Genomic DNA, 23,099 nt, shown 5'->3' on the forward strand with positions numbered 1-23,099 from the left:
TTTGTACGCCATCGGAATGGCCAGGACACGCCGGTGGCCAGGTCATGGAGAGGCAAGGATCTGCCGCTTCCCTCAACTTGACGTACGCCGAAGGGAAACGGTTGCTCAATGATCCCTTACGAGTGAGTCACGATCGACCACCCGGTTGCCGCACACACGGACACCCGTTCACCGGACGACTCCCTAGGAGTCAGCCTGCCCACGAATCACCGCGAGCATCTCGTCCAGCCCGTCAGCCTTCACAAGAACGTCACGCGCCTTGGACCCCTCGCTCGGCCCGACGATCCCCCGGGTCTCCATGAGGTCCATCAGCCGTCCCGCCTTGGCGAACCCGACCCGCAGCTTGCGCTGGAGCATCGACGTGGACCCGAACTGGCTGGTGACGACGAGTTCGGCCGCCGCGCACAGCAGTTCGAGGTCGTCGCCGATCTCCTCGTCGACCTCCTTCTTCTGCTTGGTGCCCACGGTGACGTCGTCCCGGAAGACCGGTGCCATCTGGTCCTTGCAGTGCTGGACGATCACCGCGACCTCGTCCTCGGTCACGAAGGCACCCTGCATACGGGTGGGCTTGTTGGCCCCCATCGGCAGGAACAGCCCGTCGCCCTTGCCGATCAGCTTCTCGGCGCCGGGCTGGTCGAGGATGACCCGCGAGTCGGCCAGGGAGGAGGTGGCGAAGGCGAGCCTCGACGGCACGTTCGCCTTGATCAACCCGGTCACCACGTCGACGGACGGCCGCTGGGTGGCGAGGACCAGGTGGATGCCGGCCGCGCGCGCGAGCTGCGTGATGCGCACGATCGCGTCCTCGACGTCCCTGGGGGCCACCATCATCAGGTCGGCGAGCTCGTCGACGATCACCAGCAGATACGGATACGGCTGAAGCTCACGCTCACTGCCCTCGGGCAGCTTGACCTTGCCGTTCCTGATGGCCTCGTTGAAGTCGTCGATGTGCCGGTATCCGAACGCGGCCAGATCGTCGTACCGCAGATCCATTTCCCGTACGACCCACTGGAGCGCCTCCGCGGCCCGCTTCGGGTTGGTGATGATCGGCGTGATCAGGTGCGGGATGCCCTCGTACGCGGTCAGCTCGACGCGCTTGGGGTCGACGAGGACCATACGGACGTCCTCAGGGGTCGCCCGGACCATGACCGATGTGATCAGACAGTTGATACAGGACGATTTACCCGAACCGGTCGCACCTGCGACGAGCAGGTGCGGCATCTTCGCGAGGTTGGCCATCACATAGCCGCCCTCGACGTCCTTGCCGAGCGCGACCAGCATCGGATGGTCGTCCTCGGCCGCGTCGGCCAGCCTGAGCACGTCCCCCAGATTGACCATCTCGCGGTCGGTGTTGGGGATCTCGATGCCGACCGCCGACTTGCCGGGGATCGGACTGATGATCCGTACGTCGGGGCTGGCGACGGCGTAGGCGATGTTCTTGGTGAGGGCGGTGATCCGCTCGACCTTCACCGCGGGGCCCAGTTCCACCTCGTACCGGGTGACCGTCGGACCACGGGTGAAGCCGGTGACCGCGGCGTCGACCTTGAACTCCATGAAGACGTTCGAGAGGGAGGCCACCACCACGTCGTTCGCCGCGCTGCGGGTCTTGCCGGGGCCGCCGCGCTCCAGCAGGTCGAGGGACGGCAGCGCGTACGTGATGTCCCCGGAGAGCTGGAGCTGCTCGGCACGCGGCGGGAGGTCGCGCATCGTCTCCGGCGGGGCCTTCGTGAGGTCGGGGACCCCGGTCCTGACCGGTTCCGCCTTGAGCTTCTCCTGCCTGGGGCGTGCCCCTGGGACGGGAGTGGGCGTCGGGGTCGTCTCCTCGCGGTCGCCGCCCGTGCTCACCCCCTGGGTGAGGTCGGCGACGATCGGCGAGGGCGGCATGCCGTGCAGGACGGCCCCGTCGAGCGCGGCAGCGGCGGCCGCTGCGACGTCCACGGCGTCCATCGGCCGCCCGAGGTCGGGCTGGCGCACCGCGGAGCGCCGGGGGCGGCTCCGGCGCCTGGAGAGCGCCTCCTGCTCGGCACTGTCCGGGTCGTACTCCTCGGGGGCGGACCCGCGGGGGCGCCCGGGCAGCGACTCGCGCCACTGGTCGTCGTACCGCTCGTCGTCCCCCGAGAGCCCGTCCTCCTCGGGGTCGCGGAGGATGCCCAGCCGGATCCCGAGCTGCCGCAGCCGCTGCGGAATCGCGTTGACGGGCGTCGCGGTGACGACGAGCAGCCCGAAGACGGTGAGCAGCACCAGCAGCGGTACGGCGAGAACCTCGCCCATGGTGTACGTCAGCGGAGTCGCCGCTCCCCAGCCGATGAGCCCGCCGGCGTCCCTTATGGCCTGCATGCCGTCGCTGCGCGCGGGGGCACCGCACGCGATGTGGACCTGCCCGAGCACACCGATGACGAGCGCCGACAGGCCGATGACGATCCGGCCGTTGGCGTCGGGCTTCTCGGGGTGCCTGATGAACCGTACGGCGATGACCGCGAGCAGTATCGGCACGAGCAGGTCGAGGCGGCCGAACGCGCCGGTCACCAGCATCTCGACGAGATCACCGACGGGTCCGCGCAGGTTGGACCAGGTGCCCGCGGCGACGATCAGCGCGAGGGCGAGCAGCAGCAGTGCCACGCCGTCCTTCCGGTGTGCCGGGTCGAGGTTCTTCGCACCCTGCCCTATGCCGCGGAACACGGCACCGACGGCGTGCGCGATGCCGAGCCACAGGGCGCGTACGAGTCGGTAGACGCCCCCGGTGGGGCTGGGTGCCGGAGGGGGCGCGGCCTTCTTCGCCGCCGCTCTCTTGGCGGGTGCCTTCTTCGCGGGGGCTTTTTTCGCCGCGGCCTTCCTCGCCGGAGCCTTCCCGGGCACGGCTGCCTTCTTCGCGGGCGGCTTCTTGGCTGCGGAAGGACGTGAGGCCATGTGTGTGAGGTTACCGGGAGACGTCGGCAGACACGTGTGCCTACTGCTTCACCCGTTCGTGTCGCCCCTGCGTGAGCACGAAACTGACACGTGCTCACGCGCAACTGCGCTCGATGTGCGGGTGAGTTCTGTGCGAGAGGTGACGACCGGTGCGCGGATCAGTTCGGCGACGGCACCGTGGGCGCGCCGCTGCCGGTACCCGGTTCGAGCGCGTCCAGAGCACGGCGCAGGCCGGTCAGTTTGCGTTCGAGATGGGCTGCCGTGGCCACCGCGGCCGCGTCCGCCGACTCGTCGTCGAGCTGTTTGGACAGCGCCTCGGCCTGTTCCTCGACGGCCGCGAGCCGCGCGGAGAGCTCGGCGAGCAGACCCGCCGGTTCCTTGGCCGCACCGACCGAGGGCTTGCCGCCACCGCCCTCCAGCTGCAGCCGCAACAGGGCCGCCTGCTCCCGGAGTTGGCAGTTCTTCATATAGAGCTCGACGAACACCGAGACCTTCGCCCGCAGCACCCACGGGTCGAACGGCTTGGAGATGTAGTCCACCGCACCCGCCGCATATCCCCGGAAGGTGTGATGCGGACCGTGGTTGATCGCGGTGAGGAAGATGATCGGGATGTCCCGGGTCCGCTCCCGCCGCTTGATGTGAGCGGCCGTCTCGAAGCCGTCCATGCCCGGCATCTGGACATCCAGCAGAATGACCGCGAAGTCGTCCGTCAGAAGTGCCTTGAGCGCTTCCTCCCCGGACGATGCCCGCACCAGTGTCTGATCCAACGCAGAGAGGATGGCCTCCAGCGCCAGCAGATTCTCCGGCCGGTCATCGACCAGGAGGATCTTGGCCTTCTGCACCATGGCCCGCCCTCCTCGCCCCGGCTTGGGGCCTCCCCTGTCCTCAGGACTTGGGGCAGCACCGCCCGGCGCCGCCCCAGGGGACGGCTCCCTTGCGCCGCCCGTCCTCGTGCCGGTCATGGTAGCCGCACCCTGCCCGTCGCCACACCCTGTCACCGCGATGTCACTGTGCACGTAGCAGAAACGTAGCGGGAGACCAGAAGGTTCCCCGAATCCCGTACTTCTACACGGCTTCGGCCACACTGAGTCAGCAACTCCGCGTGAACACCGGGGGTTCCCGTCAGCGTGCCGGAAACACCCAGCTCAACCGTCACTCCGCTCGCATCCACTGCTCCATCACCGACAGCAGGTGATCGGGATCGACGGGCTTGGTCACATAGTCCGAGGCCCCCGACTCGATCGCCTTCTCCCGGTCGCCCTTCATCGCCTTGGCGGTCAGCGCGATGATCGGGAGCCCGGCGAACTGCGGCATCCTGCGGATCGCCGTGGTCGTCGCGTACCCGTCCATCTCCGGCATCATGATGTCCATCAGTACGACTGTCACATCGTCGTGCTGTTCCAGGACTTCGATGCCTTCCCGGCCGTTCTCCGCATACAGCACCGACAGCCCGTGCTGCTCCAGGACGCTCGTCAGCGCGAACACGTTGCGGATGTCGTCGTCGACGATCAGCACCTTCTCGCCGTCGAACTGGATGCTGCGGCGCGGCTGCTGCGGAGCCTCCTGTTCCGCCGCCGCCCAATGCCCGTTGGCCCTGGAGGACGCGTTCAGTTCGGTCACCGACACAGCCCTGCGGCGCCGCCTGAAGAGCGCGGCGGGCCCGTTCTGCGCCTCGTGGTACGACTTCACCTCGGCCGGCGTCTCGATGCCCGCCCCCGCCAGCTCCGCCTCGGAGGCCAGCAGCTCGCCGACCTCCAGGGACGGCGCCAGCTGCGCGTAGCCCTGCGGGGGCAGTTCACTCGGGTGCAGCGGCAAATACAGCGTGAACGTCGAGCCACGGCCCGGCTCGCTCTGCGCGTGGATCTCCCCGCCGAGCAGTCGCGCGATCTCCCGCGAGATGGACAGCCCCAGACCCGTACCGCCGTACTTGCGGCTGGTCGTGCCGTCCGCCTGCTTGAACGCCTCGAAGATCACCCGCATCTTGCTGGCCGCGATTCCGATGCCCGTGTCGGTCACCGAGAACGCGATCATGTCGGCGTCCGCGTCCCGCAGCGAGCCCGCCTCCAGCAGCTGCTCCCGGATGGCCACCGGGACCTCCGCGCCGGCCGGCCGGATGACCAGCTCGACCGCTCCCGAGTCGGTGAACTTCACCGCGTTGGACAGCAGGTTGCGCAGCACCTGGAGCAGTCGCTGCTCGTCGGTGTGCAGCGTGGCGGGCAGGTCCGGCGAGACCCGTACGGAGAAGTCGAGGCGCTTCTCCGCGGTCAGCGGACGGAAGGTGGCCTCCACGTAGTCGACGAGCTGCACGAGCGCGATGCGCGTCGGGGAGACGTCCATCTTGCCCGCCTCGACCTTCGACAGGTCGAGGATGTCGTTGATCAGCTGGAGCAGGTCCGAGCCCGCCCCGTGGATCGTCTCCGCGAACTCGACCTGCTTCGGGGTGAGGTTGGTGTCCGCGTTGTCGGCGAGCAGCTTGGCCAGGATCAGCAGCGAGTTGAGCGGCGTACGCAGCTCGTGCGACATGTTGGCGAGGAACTCGCTCTTGTAGCGCATCGACACGGCGAGCTGCTCGGCGCGCTCCTCCAGGACCTGCCGCGCCTCCTCGATCTCCGTGTTCTTGACCTCGATGTCGCGGTTCTGCTGGGCCAGCAGCTCGGCCTTCTCCTCCAGCTCCGCGTTGGACGACTGAAGCGCCTTCTGCCGGTTCTCCAGCTCGGCCGAGCGCTCCCTCAACTGCTCGGTCAGCTCCTGCGACTGCTTCAGCAGCACCTCCGTCTTGGTATTGACGGAGATGGTGTTGACACTGGTCGCGATCATCTCGGCGATCTGGTTGAGGAAGTCCTTCTGGATCTGCGTGAACGGCGTGAACGACGCCAGTTCGATGACCCCGAGCACCTTGCCCTCGAACAGCAGCGGCAGCACGATCACCTGCGCGGGCGGCGCCTCGCCGAGCCCGGAGGAGATCTTCAGATAGCCGCTCGGCGCGTTCTCCACGAGGATCGTGCGCTTCTCCTCGGCAGCGGTCCCGACCAGCGCCTCACCGGGCCGGAAGGAGGTCGGCATGGAGCCCATGGAGTAGCCGTACGAGCCGAGCATGCGCAGCTCGTACGCGTTGTCCGGGGCGCCTCCCGGGTCCTTGCCGTCGACCGTCCGCATCGCCAGGAAGAACGCGCCGTGCTGTGCGGTGACGACCGGCGTCAGCTCACTCATGATCAGCGAGGCCACGTCGTCGAGGTCCCGGCGGCCCTGCATCAGGGCGGAGATACGGGCAAGGTTGCCCTTGAGCCAGTCCTGTTCCTTGTTGGCGATCGTGGTGTCGCGCAGGTTGGCGATCATCTTGTTGATGTAGTCCTGAAGCTCCTGGATCTCGCCGGAGGCGTCCACGTCGATCTTCAGGTTGAGGTCGCCGCGGGTCACCGCGGTCGCCACGCGCGCGATGGCACGCACCTGCCGGGTGAGGTTCCCGGCCATCTCGTTCACCGACTCGGTGAGGTCGCGCCAGGTGCCGTCGACGTCACGCACGCGTGCCTGGCCGCCGAGCTGGCCCTCCGTACCCACCTCACGGGCGACCCGGGTGACCTCCTCGGCGAAGGACGACAGCTGGTCGACCATGGTGTTGATCGTCGTCTTGAGCTCAAGGATCTCGCCGCGGGCGTCGATGTCGATCTTCTTGGTCAGGTCGCCCTTGGCGATGGCCGTCGTCACCATGGCGATGTTGCGCACCTGACCGGTCAGGTTGGACGCCATCCCGTTCACCGACTCGGTGAGGTCCTTCCAGGTACCGGCCACACCCGGCACCCGCGCCTGTCCGCCGAGGATGCCGTCCGTACCCACCTCACGGGCCACCTTGGTGACCTGGTCGGCGAACGAACTCAGTGTCTTCACCATGGTGTTGAAGGTGTCGGCGAGCTGCGCGACCTCGCCGCGCGCCTCGATCGTCACCGTCCGCGTCAGGTCGCCGTTGGCGACGGCCGCCGCGACCTGGGAGATGTTCCGCACCTGCACGGTCAGGTTGTTGGCCATCAGGTTGACGTTGTCGGTGAGGTCCTTCCAGATGCCCGTGACGCCGGACGCGTGGGCCTGGCCGCCGAGGATGCCCTCGGTGCCCACCTCGCGGGCCACCCGGGTCACCTGCTCGGCGAACGACGACAGTTGATCAACCATGGTGTTGACCGTCGTGACGAGTTCGAGGATCTCGCCCTTCGCGTCAACAGTGATCTTCTTCGACAGGTCGCCCTTGGCGACGGCGGTCGTGACCTCGGCGATGTTGCGCACCTGGATCGTCAGGTTGTTCGCCATGAAGTTCACGGACTGCGTGAGGTCCTTCCAGGTGCCGGAGACACCCTGCACCTCGGCCTGACCGCCGAGCATGCCCTCCGTACCCACCTCGCGCGCGACTCGCGTGACCTCCTGGGCGAACGACGACAGTTGATCAACCATCGTGTTCAGGGTGTTCTTGAGCTCCAGGATCTCCCCGCGCGCGTCCACGGTGATCTTCTGGGACAGGTCGCCCCGGGCCACCGCGGTCGCCACCTGGGCGATGTTGCGCACCTGGGCCGTGAGGTTGCCGGCCATGCCGTTCACGGAGTCGGTGAGATCCCGCCACACACCGGCGACGCCGGGCACCTGCGCCTGACCGCCGAGGCGGCCCTCCGTACCCACGTCACGGGCGACCCGGGTCACCTGGTCGGCGAAGGCCGAGAGCTGATCGACCATGGTGTTGATCGTGTTCTTCAGCTCAAGGATCTCGCCGCGCGCGTCGACATCGATCTTCTGGGACAGGTCACCCCGGGCCACGGCAGTCGTCACCTGGGCGATCTGCCGCACCTGGGACGTCAGGTTGCCGCCCATGAAGTTGACGGAGTCGGTGAGTTCCTTCCACGTACCGGACACGCCGTCCACGCGCGCCTGACCGCCGAGGCGGCCCTCCGTACCCACGTCACGGGCCATCCGCGTCACCTGGTCGGCGAAGCTGGACAGCTGGTCCACCATCGTGTTCACGGTGTTCTTCAGCTGAAGCATCTCGCCGGAGACGTCGACGGTGACCTTCTGGGACAGGTCACCGTTGGCCACAGCGGTCGTCACCTGGGCGATGTTCCTCACCTGTCCGGTGAGGTTCCTGAACGCCGTGTTGACGGAGTCCGTCAGGTCCTTCCACGTACCCGCCGCACCCGGCACCTGGGCCTGGCCGCCCAGCTCACCCTCGACACCGATCTCCCGCGCCACCCGCGTGACCTCGGCACCGAACGCGGACAGCTGGTCGACCATCCCGTTGACGGTGTTCTTCAGCTCCAGCATCTCGCCGGCGACCTCGACGCTGACCTTCTGCGACAGGTCACCGCTGGCCACAGCGGTCGTCACGGCGGCGATGTCCCGCACCTGGGTGGTGAGATTCCGGAAGACCGTGTTGACGGAGTCCGTCAGGTCCTTCCATGTACCCGCCGCACCCGGCACATTCGCCTGCCCGCCGAGCCGCCCCTCGCCACCGACCTCGTTGGCGACCCGGGTGACCTCGTCCGCGAACGTCCGCAGCGTCTCGGTCATCTGGTTGATCGTCTCGGCGAGCTGGGCGACCTCGCCGCGCGCCGAAACCGTCACCTTCTGCGACAGATCACCGTTGGCGACCGCGGTCGTCACCTGCGCGATCCCGCGCACCTGGGCCGTCAGGTTGCCGGCCATGAGGTTCACCGAATCGGTGAGGTCCTTCCACACCCCGTCCACACCAGGCACCTGCGCCTGACCGCCGAGCTCACCCTCCGTACCCACCTCGCGCGCGACTCGCGTCACCTCGGAGGAGAAGGACGACAACTGGTCGACCATCGTGTTGACGGTGTTCTTCAGTTCCAGCATCTCGCCGGCCACGTGAACCGTGACCTTCCGTGACAGATCACCCTTGGCGACCGCCGTCGTCACCAGCGCGATGTCCCGCACCTGCGCCGTCAGCCGGTACGCCATGGTGTTGACCGAGTCCGTGAGGTCCCGCCACGAACCGGACATCCCGCGCACCTGGGCCTGACCGCCCAGCTTGCCCTCCGTACCGACCTCGCTGGCCACCCGAGTGACCTCGTCGGTGAAGGTCGACAACTGGTCGACAAGGTTGTTGACCGTGCGCCCGACCTTGAGGAACTCCCCGCGCAGCGGGTGCCCGCTGCCGTCCGCGGCCGGCGCGCGCAGCTCCATCCGGGGCGACAGATCGCCCTCCGCGACCGCGCTCAGCACCCGGCCGACCTCGGAGACCGGACGTACGAGATCGTCGACCAGCGCGTTCGAGGCGTCGATCGCCACGGCCCACGAGCCCTCGCTGGCACCCGCCTCCAGCCGCTCGGTCAGCTTCCCCTCGCGCCCCACCATGCGCCGCACACGCGACAATTCACCCGTCAGATGGAGATTACGGTCGGCCACCTCGTTGAAGACCGCGGAGATCTCCGACATGACACCGTCACCGGACACCGTGAGGCGTTTCCGGAAGTTCCCGTCGCGCATCGACTCCAGGGCCGACAGCAGCCGATCCAGAGAAGCCGTGTCCACCTCGGTCGTTCCATTGCGTGGTTTACGACGGTTACTCAGGGGTTGTCCGCCTTTCGCGCGCGTTTTCGTGCCCCGCGTCGCTGCGCCAGACTCCACTGTGTCCCTCCCGCAGGGGTCGACCGTTACTGCTCTGGGTGCTCTGCTGCCGTCACCCGGGCGTACCCGGATACTGCCAGTCGTGCCTAGACCTTCTCCTGGAGCCTGCCCAGTGTTTCACCCTGTCCGAACCCGGCCATAACAGTTCGGCAGCTTCGCACACCGTCCGCACACTCTGGGGACGTAAACACTGCAGACCTGCATCCGCATGGACCGCGAAGGTAAGTAACCTGGCATACGGCTGTCCAGCCACACCGGTCCGTCCGGTCTGGGCGGTGGCACGACCACGAGCGGGCAGGCATCGGAGGGGCACCGCACCATGACCACCGGACTGCATCCCGGGGAAACACCCCAGGATCCCCGGCCGACGGGGAACCAGACCCTGCCCCGGCAGGAACGGGTCGGCCCCGGCACACTGCATGCCGACAACCGGACGAGGAGTTCTGTGATCACCGCGCGCGCGGCCGCCACCTTCGCCCCCGTCGGGCGATCCGTAGCGACCGCCCGTTCCTTCGTCCGCGACACCCTGCAGGGCTGGGGCTTCGCCGACATCATCGACGACGCAGTGGTCCTCACGAGCGAACTGGTGACCAACGCGGTGATCCACGCGGGCACCTCCGCGGACGTCCTGTGTCTACGCAGTGACGACGGCGTCCGCATCGAGGTGGCCGACCGCTACCCCGAGCGCGAGATCCCTCTCCAGGGGTCGCCCGTCAACATGGGCAGCCCCGACCGGGAGGGAGGCCGCGGCCTCCAGCTGTGCGCGGCGCTGGCCGGACGCTGGGGCGTCGAGTACACGTCCACGCAGAAACAGGTCTGGTTCCAACTCGACCTCCCGGAACGCGCGGTGGGCACCCGTTCCGCGGGCCCGGCCCTCCCCGCCGCCCTCCTCCCGCTGGCCGACGGCCGGGTCCGGGTCGCGGTCGTCCAGATCGACCGCACCGGCTCCATCGCGGCCTGGAACGAGGACGCCGACGAACTCTTCGGCTACGCGCCCGAGTCGGTCATCGGCAAACCTCTCACCGACCTCGCCGCCTGGCCGCACACCCCCGGCACCGGCACCGGTATCGCCGAGGCCCTCCAGCTCTCCCGCTGGGAAGGCAGTTACGGCATAAGGGGCGCCACCGGCCGCGTCATCCCGGTGTACGCCTCCCACCTCCGCGTCCGCGACACGGACGGCGAGCCCTCGACGGTCTGCCTCCTCGTACGCGACCACGAACGGGCGGTCCTGCAGACCCCGTTGCGCGGCAGCTCCTCCGACACGACGTCGAGCTCCGAGGGCCCGAACACCGATCCCTTCGAGGTGTTCATCGGTTCCCCGGCCCCGGACGACCTCGACGGTCTGCTCCAGCGCACGGTGGAACGCGCCCGCGACATGCTCGACGCGGACGCCGCCTTCCTGCTCCTCGCCACGGACGACGAGACCGAGCTGGAGGTCCGGGCCTCGACGGGCCTCCCCTCCGCCCGCCAGCGCTTCGCCCGCGTCCCGGTCGAGGCGGGCCCCGGCCGCTACGGCTCGGCCCGTATGCCGGCCGTCCACGACGACCTCTCGGCAGTCCCGGGGGCCGTCCCCCTCCTGAGCGGCACGGGCATGCGCTCCGTCATCACCGTCCCCCTGAAGGTGGAAGGCCGCCTCACCGGCTCCCTGGGCATCGCCGCCGAGTCCCCCGCCCGCTTCACGAACGAGGAGGCGCTGCGCCTCCAGTTCGCCGCGGACCGCATCGCGTTGGCGGTGGAGTCGGCACGTCTCGGCGAACTGGAACGCCTGCGGCGGGGTTCTCTCAGCTTCCTGGTCGAAGCTTCCGATCTCCTCGCCGGAACACTCGACCGCGACCAGACCCTCGCGCTCATGGCCCAGATGACGGTCCCGACCCTGGCGACCTGGTGCGCGGTCTACACGATCGCCGACCAGGCCTCGGAGCCGTACCTGTCGTACGTCCTGCACGAGGACGAGGACCGCATCGACGGTCTCAAGGCCCTCCTGTCGAAGATCGCCCCACCGGACCCGGTCCCCACTCCCGGCGCCCGCGTCTGGTCGGCCCCCGCAGGAGCAGCCCATCAGGCGGCCCTGCGTACGTCCATGCGCAGCCTGGGCCTCAACTCGCCCACCTCGGTCAGTTCGGGCATCGGTACAACTCTCGCCACGGCGGCGGCAGTCGGCGGTGAGACGGTCGTCCTCCCCCTGGTCGCCCGCAACCGTGTGATCGGCATGCTCACCCTCGGCAAGCCGACGGACGAACACTTCCGTCAGGAAATCCTGGAACTGGCCGAGGACTTGAGCCGCCGGGCCGCCCTGGCCCTGGACAACGCCCGCCTCTACTCGGAACGCACCGCGATCAGCCAGTCCCTCCAACGCAGCCTTCTGCCTCCGGAGTTGCCGGAGATCGACGGCGTGGAGGTGGAGGTCATCTACCGCGCGGCCGGCGAGGGCAACGAGGTCGGCGGCGACTTCTACGACCTCTTCCCCATCCGCGACGGCGCCTACGGCTTCGCCATCGGCGACGTCTGCGGTACGGGCCCGGAAGCCGCGGCGGTGACGGGACTGGCCCGCCACGCGCTCCGCCTGCTGGCAAGGGAGGGCTTCGGCGGCCCGGCGGTCCTGGAGCGCCTCAACTCGGCGATCCTCGACGAGGGCGCCCGCAGCCGCTTCCTGACCCTCCTGTACGGCGAGTTGTGGCCCCAGGAGGACGGCAGCGCCGTACTGAAGGTGGTCTGCGCCGGCCATCCCCTCCCGCTCCGCCTGCGCCAGGACGGCACGGTGGAGCCGGCAGCGGAACCCCAGCCTCTCCTGGGCGTCCTGGAGGACCTGGAGCTGTACGAGCAGACGATCACCCTCGACCCCGGCGATGTCCTCCTGTGCGTCACGGACGGCGTCACGGAACGCCGCGAGGGCACCCGCATGCTGGGCGACGACGGCCTGGCGGACGTCCTGACGACGTGCACGGGCCTGACGGCCGGCGCGGTGGCGGCCCGGATCATGCGCGCCGTCGAACGCTTCGCCTCCGACGCCCCGTCCGACGACATGGCGATCCTGGCGATGCGCGTGCCGGGCCTCCAGAAAGACTGACGGCCCGACGACGAGCATGCAGAAGGCCCTGCCCAATCGGGCGGGGCCTTCTGCATGGAGCCCCCCAACGGAATCGAACCGTTGACCTTCTCCTTACCATGGAGACGCTCTGCCGACTGAGCTAGGGGGGCCAGTTACTTTTCGAGGTTTCCCTCGCGGCAACGAAAGAGATCATACCCCGAACAGACCCGTGCTCCCAACTACGCCCGCACGATCAGAAGGCGGGCTGCAACAGACCCCCGAGCGAGTTGCACGCGGACACGATCCGCTGCATGTCCCGCTTGGTCAACGAGGCATCCACCGGCAGCGCCAGCGTCTCGTCGACGGCCAGCTCGGTCTCGGGCAGCGAGACACAGCAGCGGAACGCGGGCATGCGATGCACCGGCGCCTTCACCGGCACCCGGCAGTCAACTCCCCTGGCCCGCAGGGCCCGAGCGAAGGCATCCCGGTCGGGCCGCCCATTGCCGGGCACCCGCACCACGTACTGCTGATAGGTGTGCCCGTCCCCGTCGTCGGGCGTCCGCACACCCCTCAGCTTCAGATCAAGATACGCAGCCCGCTGCCGCCGTTGAGCGATCTCGTCGTACGGCGCCTCGGACTCCCCGTGCTGGAGCACCAGAAGCCCGCGCCGCTGCCCGACCTCCATGAGCCTCCCCATGTCGGCCGGCCGCCCGAAGCGGTGTACGACAACGACGGCCGCCGTCCGAGGAGTTGTGGCGGCTTCGACACCTGACACGTCCAGGCAGTAGGTCACCGGATCTATGTCGGCGAACACCGGTAGCGCACCGGCCAGGATCACGGCCTCGGCGACTTCGACGTTCCCGAAGGCCGGCACGACGACCTCGTCACCGACTCCGACGCCGGCGGCCCTGAGCATTGCAGCAGTACTCATGCTCTGGATGTTGGGCGCGAGACGTGAACGCCAAGTGACGCACAACAAAAAAGGGTTGGACCCCGAACCGAAGTTCAGGATCCAACCCTTTCAATAATTGTTCGGCGGTGTCCTACTCTCCCACAGGGTCCCCCCTGCAGTACCATCGGCGCTGTGAGGCTTAGCTTCCGGGTTCGGAATGTAACCGGGCGTTTCCCTCACGCTATGACCACCGAAACACGGTGAAACACATATCAACCGCACCACCCAGTGGCCCCGGGCGGGGTTGTTCGTGGTTTCAGAACCAACACAGTGGACGCGAGCAACTGAGGACAAGCCCTCGGCCTATTAGTACCAGTCACCTCCACCCGTTACCGGGCTTCCAGATCTGGCCTATCAACCCAGTCGTCTACTGGGAGCCTTACCCCATCTAGTGGGTGGGAACACTCATCTCGAAGCAGGCTTCCCGCTTAGATGCTTTCAGCGGTTATCCCTCCCGAACGTAGCCAACCAGCCATGCCCTTGGCAGGACAACTGGCACACCAGAGGTTCGTCCGTCCCGGTCCTCTCGTACTAGGGACAGCCCTTCTCAATGTTCCTGCGCGCGCAGCGGATAGGGACCGAACTGTCTCACGACGTTCTAAACCCAGCTCGCGTACCGCTTTAATGGGCGAACAGCCCAACCCTTGGGACCGACTCCAGCCCCAGGATGCGACGAGCCGACATCGAGGTGCCAAACCATCCCGTCGATATGGACTCTTGGGGAAGATCAGCCTGTTATCCCCGGGGTACCTTTTATCCGTTGAGCGACGGCGCTTCCACAAGCCACCGCCGGATCACTAGTCCCGACTTTCGTCCCTGCTCGACCCGTCGGTCTCACAGTCAAGCTCCCTTGTGCACTTACACTCAACACCTGATTGCCAACCAGGCTGAGGGAACCTTTGGGCGCCTCCGTTACTCTTTAGGAGGCAACCGCCCCAGTTAAACTACCCATCAGACACTGTCCCTGATCCGGATCACGGACCCAGGTTAGACATCCAGCACGACCAGACTGGTATTTCAACGACGACTCCACCCGAACTGGCGTCCAGGCTTCACAGTCTCCCAGCTATCCTACACAAGCCGAACCGAACACCAATATCAAACTATAGTAAAGGTCCCGGGGTCTTTCCGTCCTGCTGCGCGAAACGAGCATCTTTACTCGTAGTGCAATTTCACCGGGCCTATGGTTGAGACAGTCGAGAAGTCGTTACGCCATTCGTGCAGGTCGGAACTTACCCGACAAGGAATTTCGCTACCTTAGGATGGTTATAGTTACCACCGCCGTTTACTGGCGCTTAAGTTCTCAGCTTCGCCACACCGAAATGTGACTAACCGGTCCCCTTAACGTTCCAGCACCGGGCAGGCGTCAGTCCGTATACATCGCCTTACGGCTTCGCACGGACCTGTGTTTTTAGTAAACAGTCGCTTCTCGCTGGTCTCTGCGGCCACCCCCAGCTCGGAGAGCACGTCTCCTCACCAGTGATGGCCCCCCTTCTCCCGAAGTTACGGGGGCATTTTGCCGAGTTCCTTAACCATAGTTCACCCGAACGCCTCGGTATTCTCTACCTGACCACCTGAGTCGGTTTAGGGTACGGGCCGCCATGAAACTCGCTAGAGGCTTTTCTCGACAGCATAGGATCATCCACTTCACCACAATCGGCTCGGCATCAGGTCTCAGACTATGTGCCAGGCGGATTTACCTACCTGACGTCCTACACCCTTACCCCGGGACAACCACCGCCCGGGATGGACTACCTTCCTGCGTCACCCCATCACTCACCTACTACAGGTCTGGTCCGTCGGCTCCACCACTCCCCCTTGCCCGAAGGCTCCGGGGCGGCTTCACGGACTTAGCATCGCCTGGTTCACTGTTTGACGCTTCACAGCGGGTACCGGAATATCAACCGGTTATCCATCGACTACGCCTGTCGGCCTCGCCTTAGGTCCCGACTTACCCTGGGCAGATCAGCTTGACCCAGGAACCCTTAGTCAATCGGCGCACACGTTTCCCACGTGTGTATCGCTACTCATGCCTGCATTCTCACTCGTGAACCGTCCACCACTAGCTTCCGCTGCAGCTTCACCCGGCACACGACGCTCCCCTACCCATCCCAGCAGGCGTTGGCCCTAAAGCTGGAATGACACGACTTCGGCGGTACGCTTGAGCCCCGCTACATTGTCGGCGCGGAATCACTAGACCAGTGAGCTATTACGCACTCTTTCAAGGGTGGCTGCTTCTAAGCCAACCTCCTGGTTGTCTGTGCGACTCCACATCCTTTCCCACTTAGCGTACGCTTAGGGGCCTTAGTCGATGCTCTGGGCTGTTTCCCTCTCGACCATGGAGCTTATCCCCCACAGTCTCACTGCCGTGCTCTCACTTACCGGCATTCGGAGTTTGGCTAAGGTCAGTAACCCGGTAGGGCCCATCGCCTATCCAGTGCTCTACCTCCGGCAAGAAACACACGACGCTGCACCTAAATGCATTTCGGGGAGAACCAGCTATCACGGAGTTTGATTGGCCTTTCACCCCTAACCACAGGTCATCCCCCAGGTTTTCAACCCTGGTGGGTTCGGTCCTCCACGAAGTCTTACCTCCGCTTCAACCTGCCCATGGCTAGATCACTCCGCTTCGGGTCTTGAGCGCGCTACTAAAACGCCCTATTCGGACTCGCTTTCGCTACGGCTTCCCCACACGGGTTAACCTCGCAACACACCGCAAACTCGCAGGCTCATTCTTCAAAAGGCACGCAGTCACGACTGTATGTGCAAGCACATACAGCGACGCTCCCACGGCTTGTAGGCACACGGTTTCAGGTACTATTTCACTCCGCTCCCGCGGTACTTTTCACCATTCCCTCACGGTACTATCCGCTATCGGTCACCAGGGAATATTTAGGCTTAACGGGTGGTCCCGCCAGATTCACACGGGATTTCTCGGGCCCCGTGCTACTTGGGTGTCTCTCAAACGAGCCGTTGATGTTTCGACTACGGGGGTCTTACCCTCTACGCCGGACCTTTCGCATGTCCTTCGCCTACACCAACGGTTTCTGACTCGTCTCACGGCCGGCAGACCATGAAAGAGAGATCCCACAACCCCGTATACGCAACCCCTGCCGGGTCTCACACGCATACGGTTTGGCCTCATCCGGTTTCGCTCGCCACTACTCCCGGAATCACGGTTGTTTTCTCTTCCTGCGGGTACTGAGATGTTTCACTTCCCCGCGTTCCCTCCACACACCCTATGTGTTCAGATGTGGGTGACAGCCCATGACGACTGCCGGGTTTCCCCATTCGGAAACCCCCGGATCAAAGCCTGGTTGACGACTCCCCGGGGACTATCGTGGCCTCCCACGTCCTTCATCGGTTCCTGGTGCCAAGGCATCCACCGTGCGCCCTTAAAAACTTGGCCACAGATGCTCGCGTCCACTGTGCAGTTCTCAAACAACGACCAACCACCCACCACCCCACCCACAAACGGGCGAGTTCACTGGGGCCGGCACTGAAGGCGACCAGACAAGCCGGCCGTACCCTCAGACACCCAACAGCGCGCCCGACCCGTCCCCGCCCGGAGATCATGCTTTCCACGCCCTCTTGCGAGAGCAGTACTTGCAAGCCTCCGACCCGTGAAACCGGCCGAATAATCAACGTTCCACCCATGAGCAACCAGCATCGGACATCCGCCGATGTACTGGCCTCTGACCGGAACCCCGAAAGGCCCCGGTAAGAAATGCTCCTTAGAAAGGAGGTGATCCAGCCGCACCTTCCGGTACGGCTACCTTGTTACGACTTCGTCCCAATCGCCAGTCCCACCTTCGACAGCTCCCTCCCCGTGAGGGGTTGGGCCACCGGCTTCGGGTGTTACCGACTTTCGTGACGTGACGGGCGGTGTGTACAAGGCCCGGGAACGTATTCACCGCAGCAATGCTGATCTGCGATTACTAGCAACTCCGACTTCATGGGGTCGAGTTGCAGACCCCAATCCGAACTGAGACCGGCTTTTTGAGATTCGCTCCGCCTCACGGCATCGCAGCTCATTGTACCGGCCATTGTAGCACGTGTGCAGCCCAAGACATAAGGGGCATGATGACTTGACGTCGTCCCCACCTTCCTCCGAGTTGACCCCGGCAGTCTCCTGTGAGTCCCCATCACCCCGAAGGGCATGCTGGCAACACAGAACAAGGGTTGCGCTCGTTGCGGGACTTAACCCAACATCTCACGACACGAGCTGACGACAGCCATGCACCACCTGTACACCGACCACAAGGGGGGCACCATCTCTGATGCTTTCCGGTGTATGTCAAGCCTTGGTAAGGTTCTTCGCGTTGCGTCGAATTAAGCCACATGCTCCGCTGCTTGTGCGGGCCCCCGTCAATTCCTTTGAGTTTTAGCCTTGCGGCCGTACTCCCCAGGCGGGGAACTTAATGCGTTAGCTGCGGCACCGACGACGTGGAATGTCGCCAACACCTAGTTCCCACCGTTTACGGCGTGGACTACCAGGGTATCTAATCCTGTTCGCTCCCCACGCTTTCGCTCCTCAGCGTCAGTAATGGCCCAGAGATCCGCCTTCGCCACCGGTGTTCCTCCTGATATCTGCGCATTTCACCGCTACACCAGGAATTCCGATCTCCCCTACCACACTCTAGTCTGCCCGTATCGAATGCAGACCCGGGGTTAAGCCCCGGGCTTTCACATCCGACGCGACAGACCGCCTACGAGCTCTTTACGCCCAATAATTCCGGACAACGCTTGCGCCCTACGTATTACCGCGGCTGCTGGCACGTAGTTAGCCGGCGCTTCTTCTGCAGGTACCGTCACTTGCGCTTCTTCCCTGCTGAAAGAGGTTTACAACCCGAAGGCCGTCATCCCTCACGCGGCGTCGCTGCATCAGGCTTTCGCCCATTGTGCAATATTCCCCACTGCTGCCTCCCGTAGGAGTCTGGGCCGTGTCTCAGTCCCAGTGTGGCCGGTCGCCCTCTCAGGCCGGCTACCCGTCGTCGCCTTGGTGAGCCACTACCTCACCAACAAGCTGATAGGCCGCGGGCTCATCCTTCACCGCCGGAGCTTTTAACCCCCACAGATGCCTGCGGGAGTATTATCCGGTATTAGACCCCGTTTCCAGGGCTTGTCCCAGAGTGAAGGGCAGATTGCCCACGTGTTACTCACCCGTTCGCCACTAATCCCCCACCGAAGCGGGTTCATCGTTCGACTTGCATGTGTTAAGCACGCCGCCAGCGTTCGTCCTGAGCCAGGATCAAACTCTCCGTGAATGTCAACCCGTAATCGGGTCACACCACGAGAGCGGAACAGTCAGGCGGAATAAGCCCGACCGTTCACAGCGTCCTCGCTGTGTTTACTACTTCAAAGGAACCTCAACCCACAGACAAAAGCCCGTGAGCCGGGGTATCAACAAACTTGGCGTTGATTTTTGGCACGCTGTTGAGTTCTCAAGGAACGGACGCTTCCTTCGTACTCACCCAAGAACACTCTCAGGCTTTCCTCCGGGCAGTTTCCCTTCGGTCCTACTATTCTTGCTGTTGTACTGTCCTGCTGTTTCGCTGTCTTGCGTTTCCGACTCTACCAGACCGTTTCCGTATCCGATTTCCTCGGTGCTTTCCAGGTTCCCGCTTTCGCGTTTCCCTTTCCGGCGACTCCGACTTTATCAGAAGTTCTGAGTCGGAATTTCCGCCCTGCTCGGGCTGGTTCCCGGCGCACAGTGGCGTCGGGTTCCCTCGCTGGCGGAGCCGTAAACCTACTGGAGCGGGGCTCCTCGATGCAAATCGAGGAGCCCCGCTCCGGGTTCACGCGCACGAAGGGCAGCTCAGGCGCCCTCCGTGGCCGTCAGACCTCCACGACGACCGGAAGGATCATCGGGCGGCGACGGTATGTGTCCGACACCCATTTGCCCAGGGTGCGGCGGATGAGCTGCTGCATCTGGTGGGGCTCCACAACCCCGTCCTGTGCCGACCGTTCCAGGACCTCGGCGATCCTCGGGACGACGTCGGTGAAGGCGGAGTCGTCGATGCCCGAGCCACGGGCCTGGATGTGCGGGCCGCCTGTGATCTTGCCCGTGGACGAGTCCATCACCACGAAGACCGAGATGATGCCCTCGTCGCCGAGGATCCTGCGGTCCTTCAGGGTTGGTTCGCCGACATCTCCGACCGAGAGTCCGTCGACGTACACGTACCCGGCCTGGACCTTGCCCGAGATCTTCGCCTTGCCCTCGATGAGGTCGACGACCACGCCGTCCTCGGCGATGACGATCCTGTCGTGCGGGACGCCCGTCATGGCGCCCAGCTCGGCGTTGGCCCGCAGATGGCGCCATTCACCGTGCACCGGCATCAGGTTGCGCGGCTTGCAGATGTTGTAGAAGTACAGGAGCTCGCCGGCCGAGGCATGGCCGGAGACGTGCACCTTGGCGTTGCCCTTGTGGACGACCTTCGCACCCCAGCGGGTCAGACCGTTGATCACTCGGTACACCGAGTTCTCGTTGCCGGGGATCAGGGACGAGGCCAGGATCACCGTGTCGCCCTGGACGATGCGGATCTGGTGGTCCCGGTTGGCCATGCGGGACAGCGCGGCCATCGGTTCGCCCTGCGACCCCGTACAGACCAGCACGACCTGGTGGTCCGGGAGGTCGTCGAGGGTCTTGACGTCCACCACCAGCCCCGGCGGGACCTTCAGATAGCCCAGGTCCCGGGCGATGCCCATGTTGCGGACCATCGAGCGGCCGACGAAGGCGACCCTGCGGCCGTACTCGTGGGCCGCGTCCAGGATCTGCTGGATGCGGTGGATGTGGCTGGCGAAGCTCGCCACGATGACCCGCTTGCCGGCGCCCGCGAAGACCTGGCGCAGCACGTTCGAGATGTCGCGCTCGGGTGGGACGAAGCCCGGGACCTCGGCGTTCGTGGAGTCGGAGAGAAGAAGGTCGATGCCCTCTTCGCTCAGCCTCGCGAAGGCGTGGAGGTCCGTGAGGCGGCCGTCCAGCGGGAGCTGGTCCATCTTGAAGTCGCCCGTGTGGACCACCATGCCCGCAGGGGTGCGGATGGCGACCGCGAGGGCGTCCGGAATGGAGTGGTTGACCGCGATGAACTCGCAGTCGAAGGCGCCGATGCGCTCACGGTTCCCCTCCGTCACCTCAAGGGTGTACGGACGGATCCGGTGCTCCTGGAGCTTCGCCTCGATGAAGGCGAGGGTCAGCTTGGAGCCGATCAGCGGGATGTCCGGCTTCTCCCGCAGGAGGTAGGGGACGGCACCGATGTGGTCCTCGTGGCCGTGCGTGAGGACGATGCCCTCGATGTCGTCGAGGCGGTCCCTGATGGACGTGAAGTCCGGCAGGATCAGGTCGATTCCGGGCTGCTCCTCCTCGGGGAAGAGCACGCCGCAGTCGACGATCAGCAGGCGACCGTCGTACTCGAAGACTGTCATGTTGCGGCCGATTTCGCCGAGGCCGCCCAGCGGGGTGACCCGGAGGCCGCCCTCCGGGAGCTTCGGCGGAGCGCCGAGTTCGGGATGCGGATGACTCAAAAGACTCTCCTCACCATGCACGCCACGTACCGGCAAGGCACGTGGCGTGCATGACGTTCGTGCAAAAGCAGTTGTTGGATGTGGACTGCGGACACGGATGTCCCGCGTATTCAGTTGTGAAGTCTGATGTCAGAGCTGTACCCCGCCTGCGGCAAGATCGATCTTGAGCTGGGCGATCTCGTCGGCCGACAGCTCGACCATCGGAGCGCGCAGCGGTCCGGCGGGCAGGCCCTGGAGGGCGAGCGCGGCCTTGGTGGTCATGACGCCCTGGGTACGGAACATGCCCGTGAAGACGGGCAGCAGCTTCTGGTGGATCTCGGTGGCCTTCTGGACGTCCCCGGAGACGTAGGCCTCGACGAGGGTGCGCAGCTCGGGCGTGACGACATGGCCGACGACCGAGACGAAGCCGACCGCGCCCACGGAGAGCAGCGGCAGGTTCAGCATGTCGTCGCCGGAGTACCAGGCGAGGCCGGAGCGGGCGATGGCCCAGCTGGCCCGGCCGAGGTCGCCCTTGGCGTCCTTGTTGGCGACGATCCGGGGGTGCTCGGCCAGCCGGACGATCGTCTCGGTGCTGATCGGGACGCCGCTGCGGCCGGGGATGTCGTACAGCATGACCGGGAGTTCGGTGGCGTCGGCGATGGCCGCGAAGTGCCGGTACAGGCCTTCCTGCGGCGGCTTGTTGTAGTACGGCGTCACGGTCAGGAGGCCGTGGGCGCCGGTCTTCTCCGCCGCGCGGGCCAGTTCGATGCTGTGACGGGTGTCGTTGGTGCCGACGCCCGCGATGATGTGGGCCCGCTCTCCGACCGCTTCCAGTACGGCTCGTACGAGATCCGATTTCTCCGCGTCGCTGGTGGTCGGCGACTCACCGGTGGTGCCGTTGATGACCAGGCCGTCATTGCCTGCGTCCACCAGGTGGGTGGCGAGCCGCTGTGCGCCGTCGAGGTCGAGCGCGCCGTCCGCCGTGAACGGCGTGACCATGGCGGTGAGGACCCGCCCGAAGGGGGTCTGCGGAGTGGAGGTCGGAGCCATGGGTACCACGCTACTCGGTGCTCAGGGCGCGGTCTGCCCTAGGGGTGCGGGAAAAGTCATGACAAAGATGGAGCCCGGCACTGCCTGCTCGGGGGTTCAAGCAGTGCCGGGTCCGTTTGATCAGGCTAGATGAACCTCCCGAAATACCGCAATACGGACACTTCGCGAGGCTGATCCGTACATCTGTGCCCAGTGGCGAAACACGCGTGCGTGTGCCTTACGGCGCGACCCTGCCGTTGGCGTTGAAGGCCGCGTGGGTCAGCGGCATGAGACCCGCCCACTCCGCCTCCATCTTCTCGCCGACCATCTCGATCTCCCGCTGCGGGAACGACGGCACCTTCGCCAGCTCGTGCTGCGTGCGCAGACCGAGGAAGTGCATCAGGGAGCGCGCGTTGCAGGTGGCGTACATCGACGAGAACAGGCCGACCGGGAGGACCGCGCGGGCGACCTCACGGGCGACGCCCTGGGCGAGCAACTGCTGGTAGGTCCGGTACGCCTGGCGGTACGAGTCCTCCATGGCGTGTTCCACGAGTTCGTGCTGCTCGGGGGTGCCCTCGACGAACACGTACTTGCCCGGTCGCCCCTTCTGGACGAGCTTGCGCGACGTGTCCGGCACGTAGAACACGGGCTGCAACTCCCGGTAGCGCCCGGACTCCTCGTTGTACGACCATCCCACGCGGTGTCGCATGAACTCGCGGAAGACGAAGATCGGAGCGCTGATGAAGAACGTCATGGAGTTGTGCTCGAACGGGCTGCCGTGCCGGTCGCGCATGAGGTAGTTGATCAGCCCCGTCGAGCGCTCCGCGTCCTTGCCCAACTCGTCCAGGGACTGCTCCCCGACGGTCGACACACGGGCCGCGAACAGCACGTCGGAGTCGGCCGCGCTGTGTTTGACCAGCTCGACGGTCACTTCGCTGCGCAGGTCGATCTTGAACTCGTCGTCGGGAGTGGGGCTCACGGTCTGGAGGGTCCTTCCGATCTCGGCACTTGGCGACGCCACTCTACGACCCACCAGCGGGACGGCCACCATCGTCACAG

8 protein-coding genes, 1 tRNA gene and 3 rRNA genes are annotated in these 23,099 nt (G+C 65.5%); 1 reads left to right on the forward strand and 11 read right to left on the reverse strand.

The annotated features are described in order from the left end of the window. Positions 1–183: 183 nt before the first annotated feature. The 3 genes from OG595_RS09935 to OG595_RS09945 form a co-directional block, all read right to left on the reverse strand. Positions 184–2,904: a DNA translocase FtsK gene (locus OG595_RS09935; protein WP_443072991.1), complete on the reverse strand. Its 2,721-nt coding sequence runs from the start codon at positions 2,902–2,904 to the stop codon at positions 184–186. A gap of 158 nt (positions 2,905–3,062) precedes the next feature. Next, positions 3,063–3,749 (reverse strand): response regulator, encoded by a 687-nt coding sequence (locus tag OG595_RS09940; RefSeq protein ID WP_329270145.1) that lies wholly within the window; start codon positions 3,747–3,749, stop codon positions 3,063–3,065. Positions 3,750–4,056: 307 nt separating this feature from the next. Further along, positions 4,057–9,528 (reverse strand): HAMP domain-containing protein, encoded by a 5,472-nt coding sequence (locus OG595_RS09945; protein WP_329270148.1) that lies wholly within the window; start codon positions 9,526–9,528, stop codon positions 4,057–4,059. Positions 9,529–9,847: 319 nt separating this feature from the next. On the opposite strand from OG595_RS09945, the gene OG595_RS09950 reads away from it, so the two are divergent. Further along, the gene (locus OG595_RS09950; RefSeq protein WP_329270150.1) at positions 9,848–12,595 is read left to right on the forward strand and encodes a SpoIIE family protein phosphatase; all 2,748 of its coding nucleotides are present in this window, start codon (positions 9,848–9,850) and stop codon (positions 12,593–12,595) included. A 55-nt stretch (positions 12,596–12,650) separates the two neighbouring features. Here OG595_RS09950 and OG595_RS09955 read toward each other — a convergent pair. The 8 genes from OG595_RS09955 to thyX form a co-directional block, all read right to left on the reverse strand. Then, a tRNA-Thr gene (locus tag OG595_RS09955) sits at positions 12,651–12,726 on the reverse strand. A gap of 83 nt (positions 12,727–12,809) precedes the next feature. Then, positions 12,810–13,472 carry a DegT/DnrJ/EryC1/StrS family aminotransferase gene (locus OG595_RS09960; RefSeq protein ID WP_329282773.1) on the reverse strand — a complete coding sequence of 221 codons (663 nt, stop codon included), beginning with the start codon at positions 13,470–13,472 and terminating at the stop codon, positions 12,810–12,812. Between the two features lie 114 nt (positions 13,473–13,586). After that, positions 13,587–13,703 (reverse strand): 5S ribosomal RNA (rrf, locus tag OG595_RS09965). Between the two features lie 91 nt (positions 13,704–13,794). Beyond that, a 23S ribosomal RNA gene (locus OG595_RS09970) occupies positions 13,795–16,917 on the reverse strand. A gap of 329 nt (positions 16,918–17,246) precedes the next feature. After that, a 16S ribosomal RNA gene (locus OG595_RS09975) occupies positions 17,247–18,775 on the reverse strand. Together the 16S, 23S and 5S rRNA genes form the textbook arrangement of a ribosomal RNA operon. 571 nt (positions 18,776–19,346) lie before the next feature. Continuing rightward, the gene (locus tag OG595_RS09980; protein ID WP_329270152.1) at positions 19,347–21,032 is read right to left on the reverse strand and encodes a ribonuclease J; all 1,686 of its coding nucleotides are present in this window, start codon (positions 21,030–21,032) and stop codon (positions 19,347–19,349) included. A gap of 129 nt (positions 21,033–21,161) precedes the next feature. Continuing rightward, positions 21,162–22,061 carry a 4-hydroxy-tetrahydrodipicolinate synthase gene (gene dapA, locus OG595_RS09985; RefSeq protein ID WP_329270154.1) on the reverse strand — a complete coding sequence of 300 codons (900 nt, stop codon included), beginning with the start codon at positions 22,059–22,061 and terminating at the stop codon, positions 21,162–21,164. Positions 22,062–22,278: 217 nt separating this feature from the next. Continuing rightward, the gene (thyX, locus tag OG595_RS09990) at positions 22,279–23,019 is read right to left on the reverse strand and encodes an FAD-dependent thymidylate synthase (RefSeq protein WP_329270155.1); all 741 of its coding nucleotides are present in this window, start codon (positions 23,017–23,019) and stop codon (positions 22,279–22,281) included. Positions 23,020–23,099: the final 80 nt, after the last annotated feature.

The sequence above is a fragment of the Streptomyces sp. NBC_01451 genome (genome assembly GCF_036227485.1).
GTDB lineage: Bacteria > Actinomycetota > Actinomycetes > Streptomycetales > Streptomycetaceae > Streptomyces.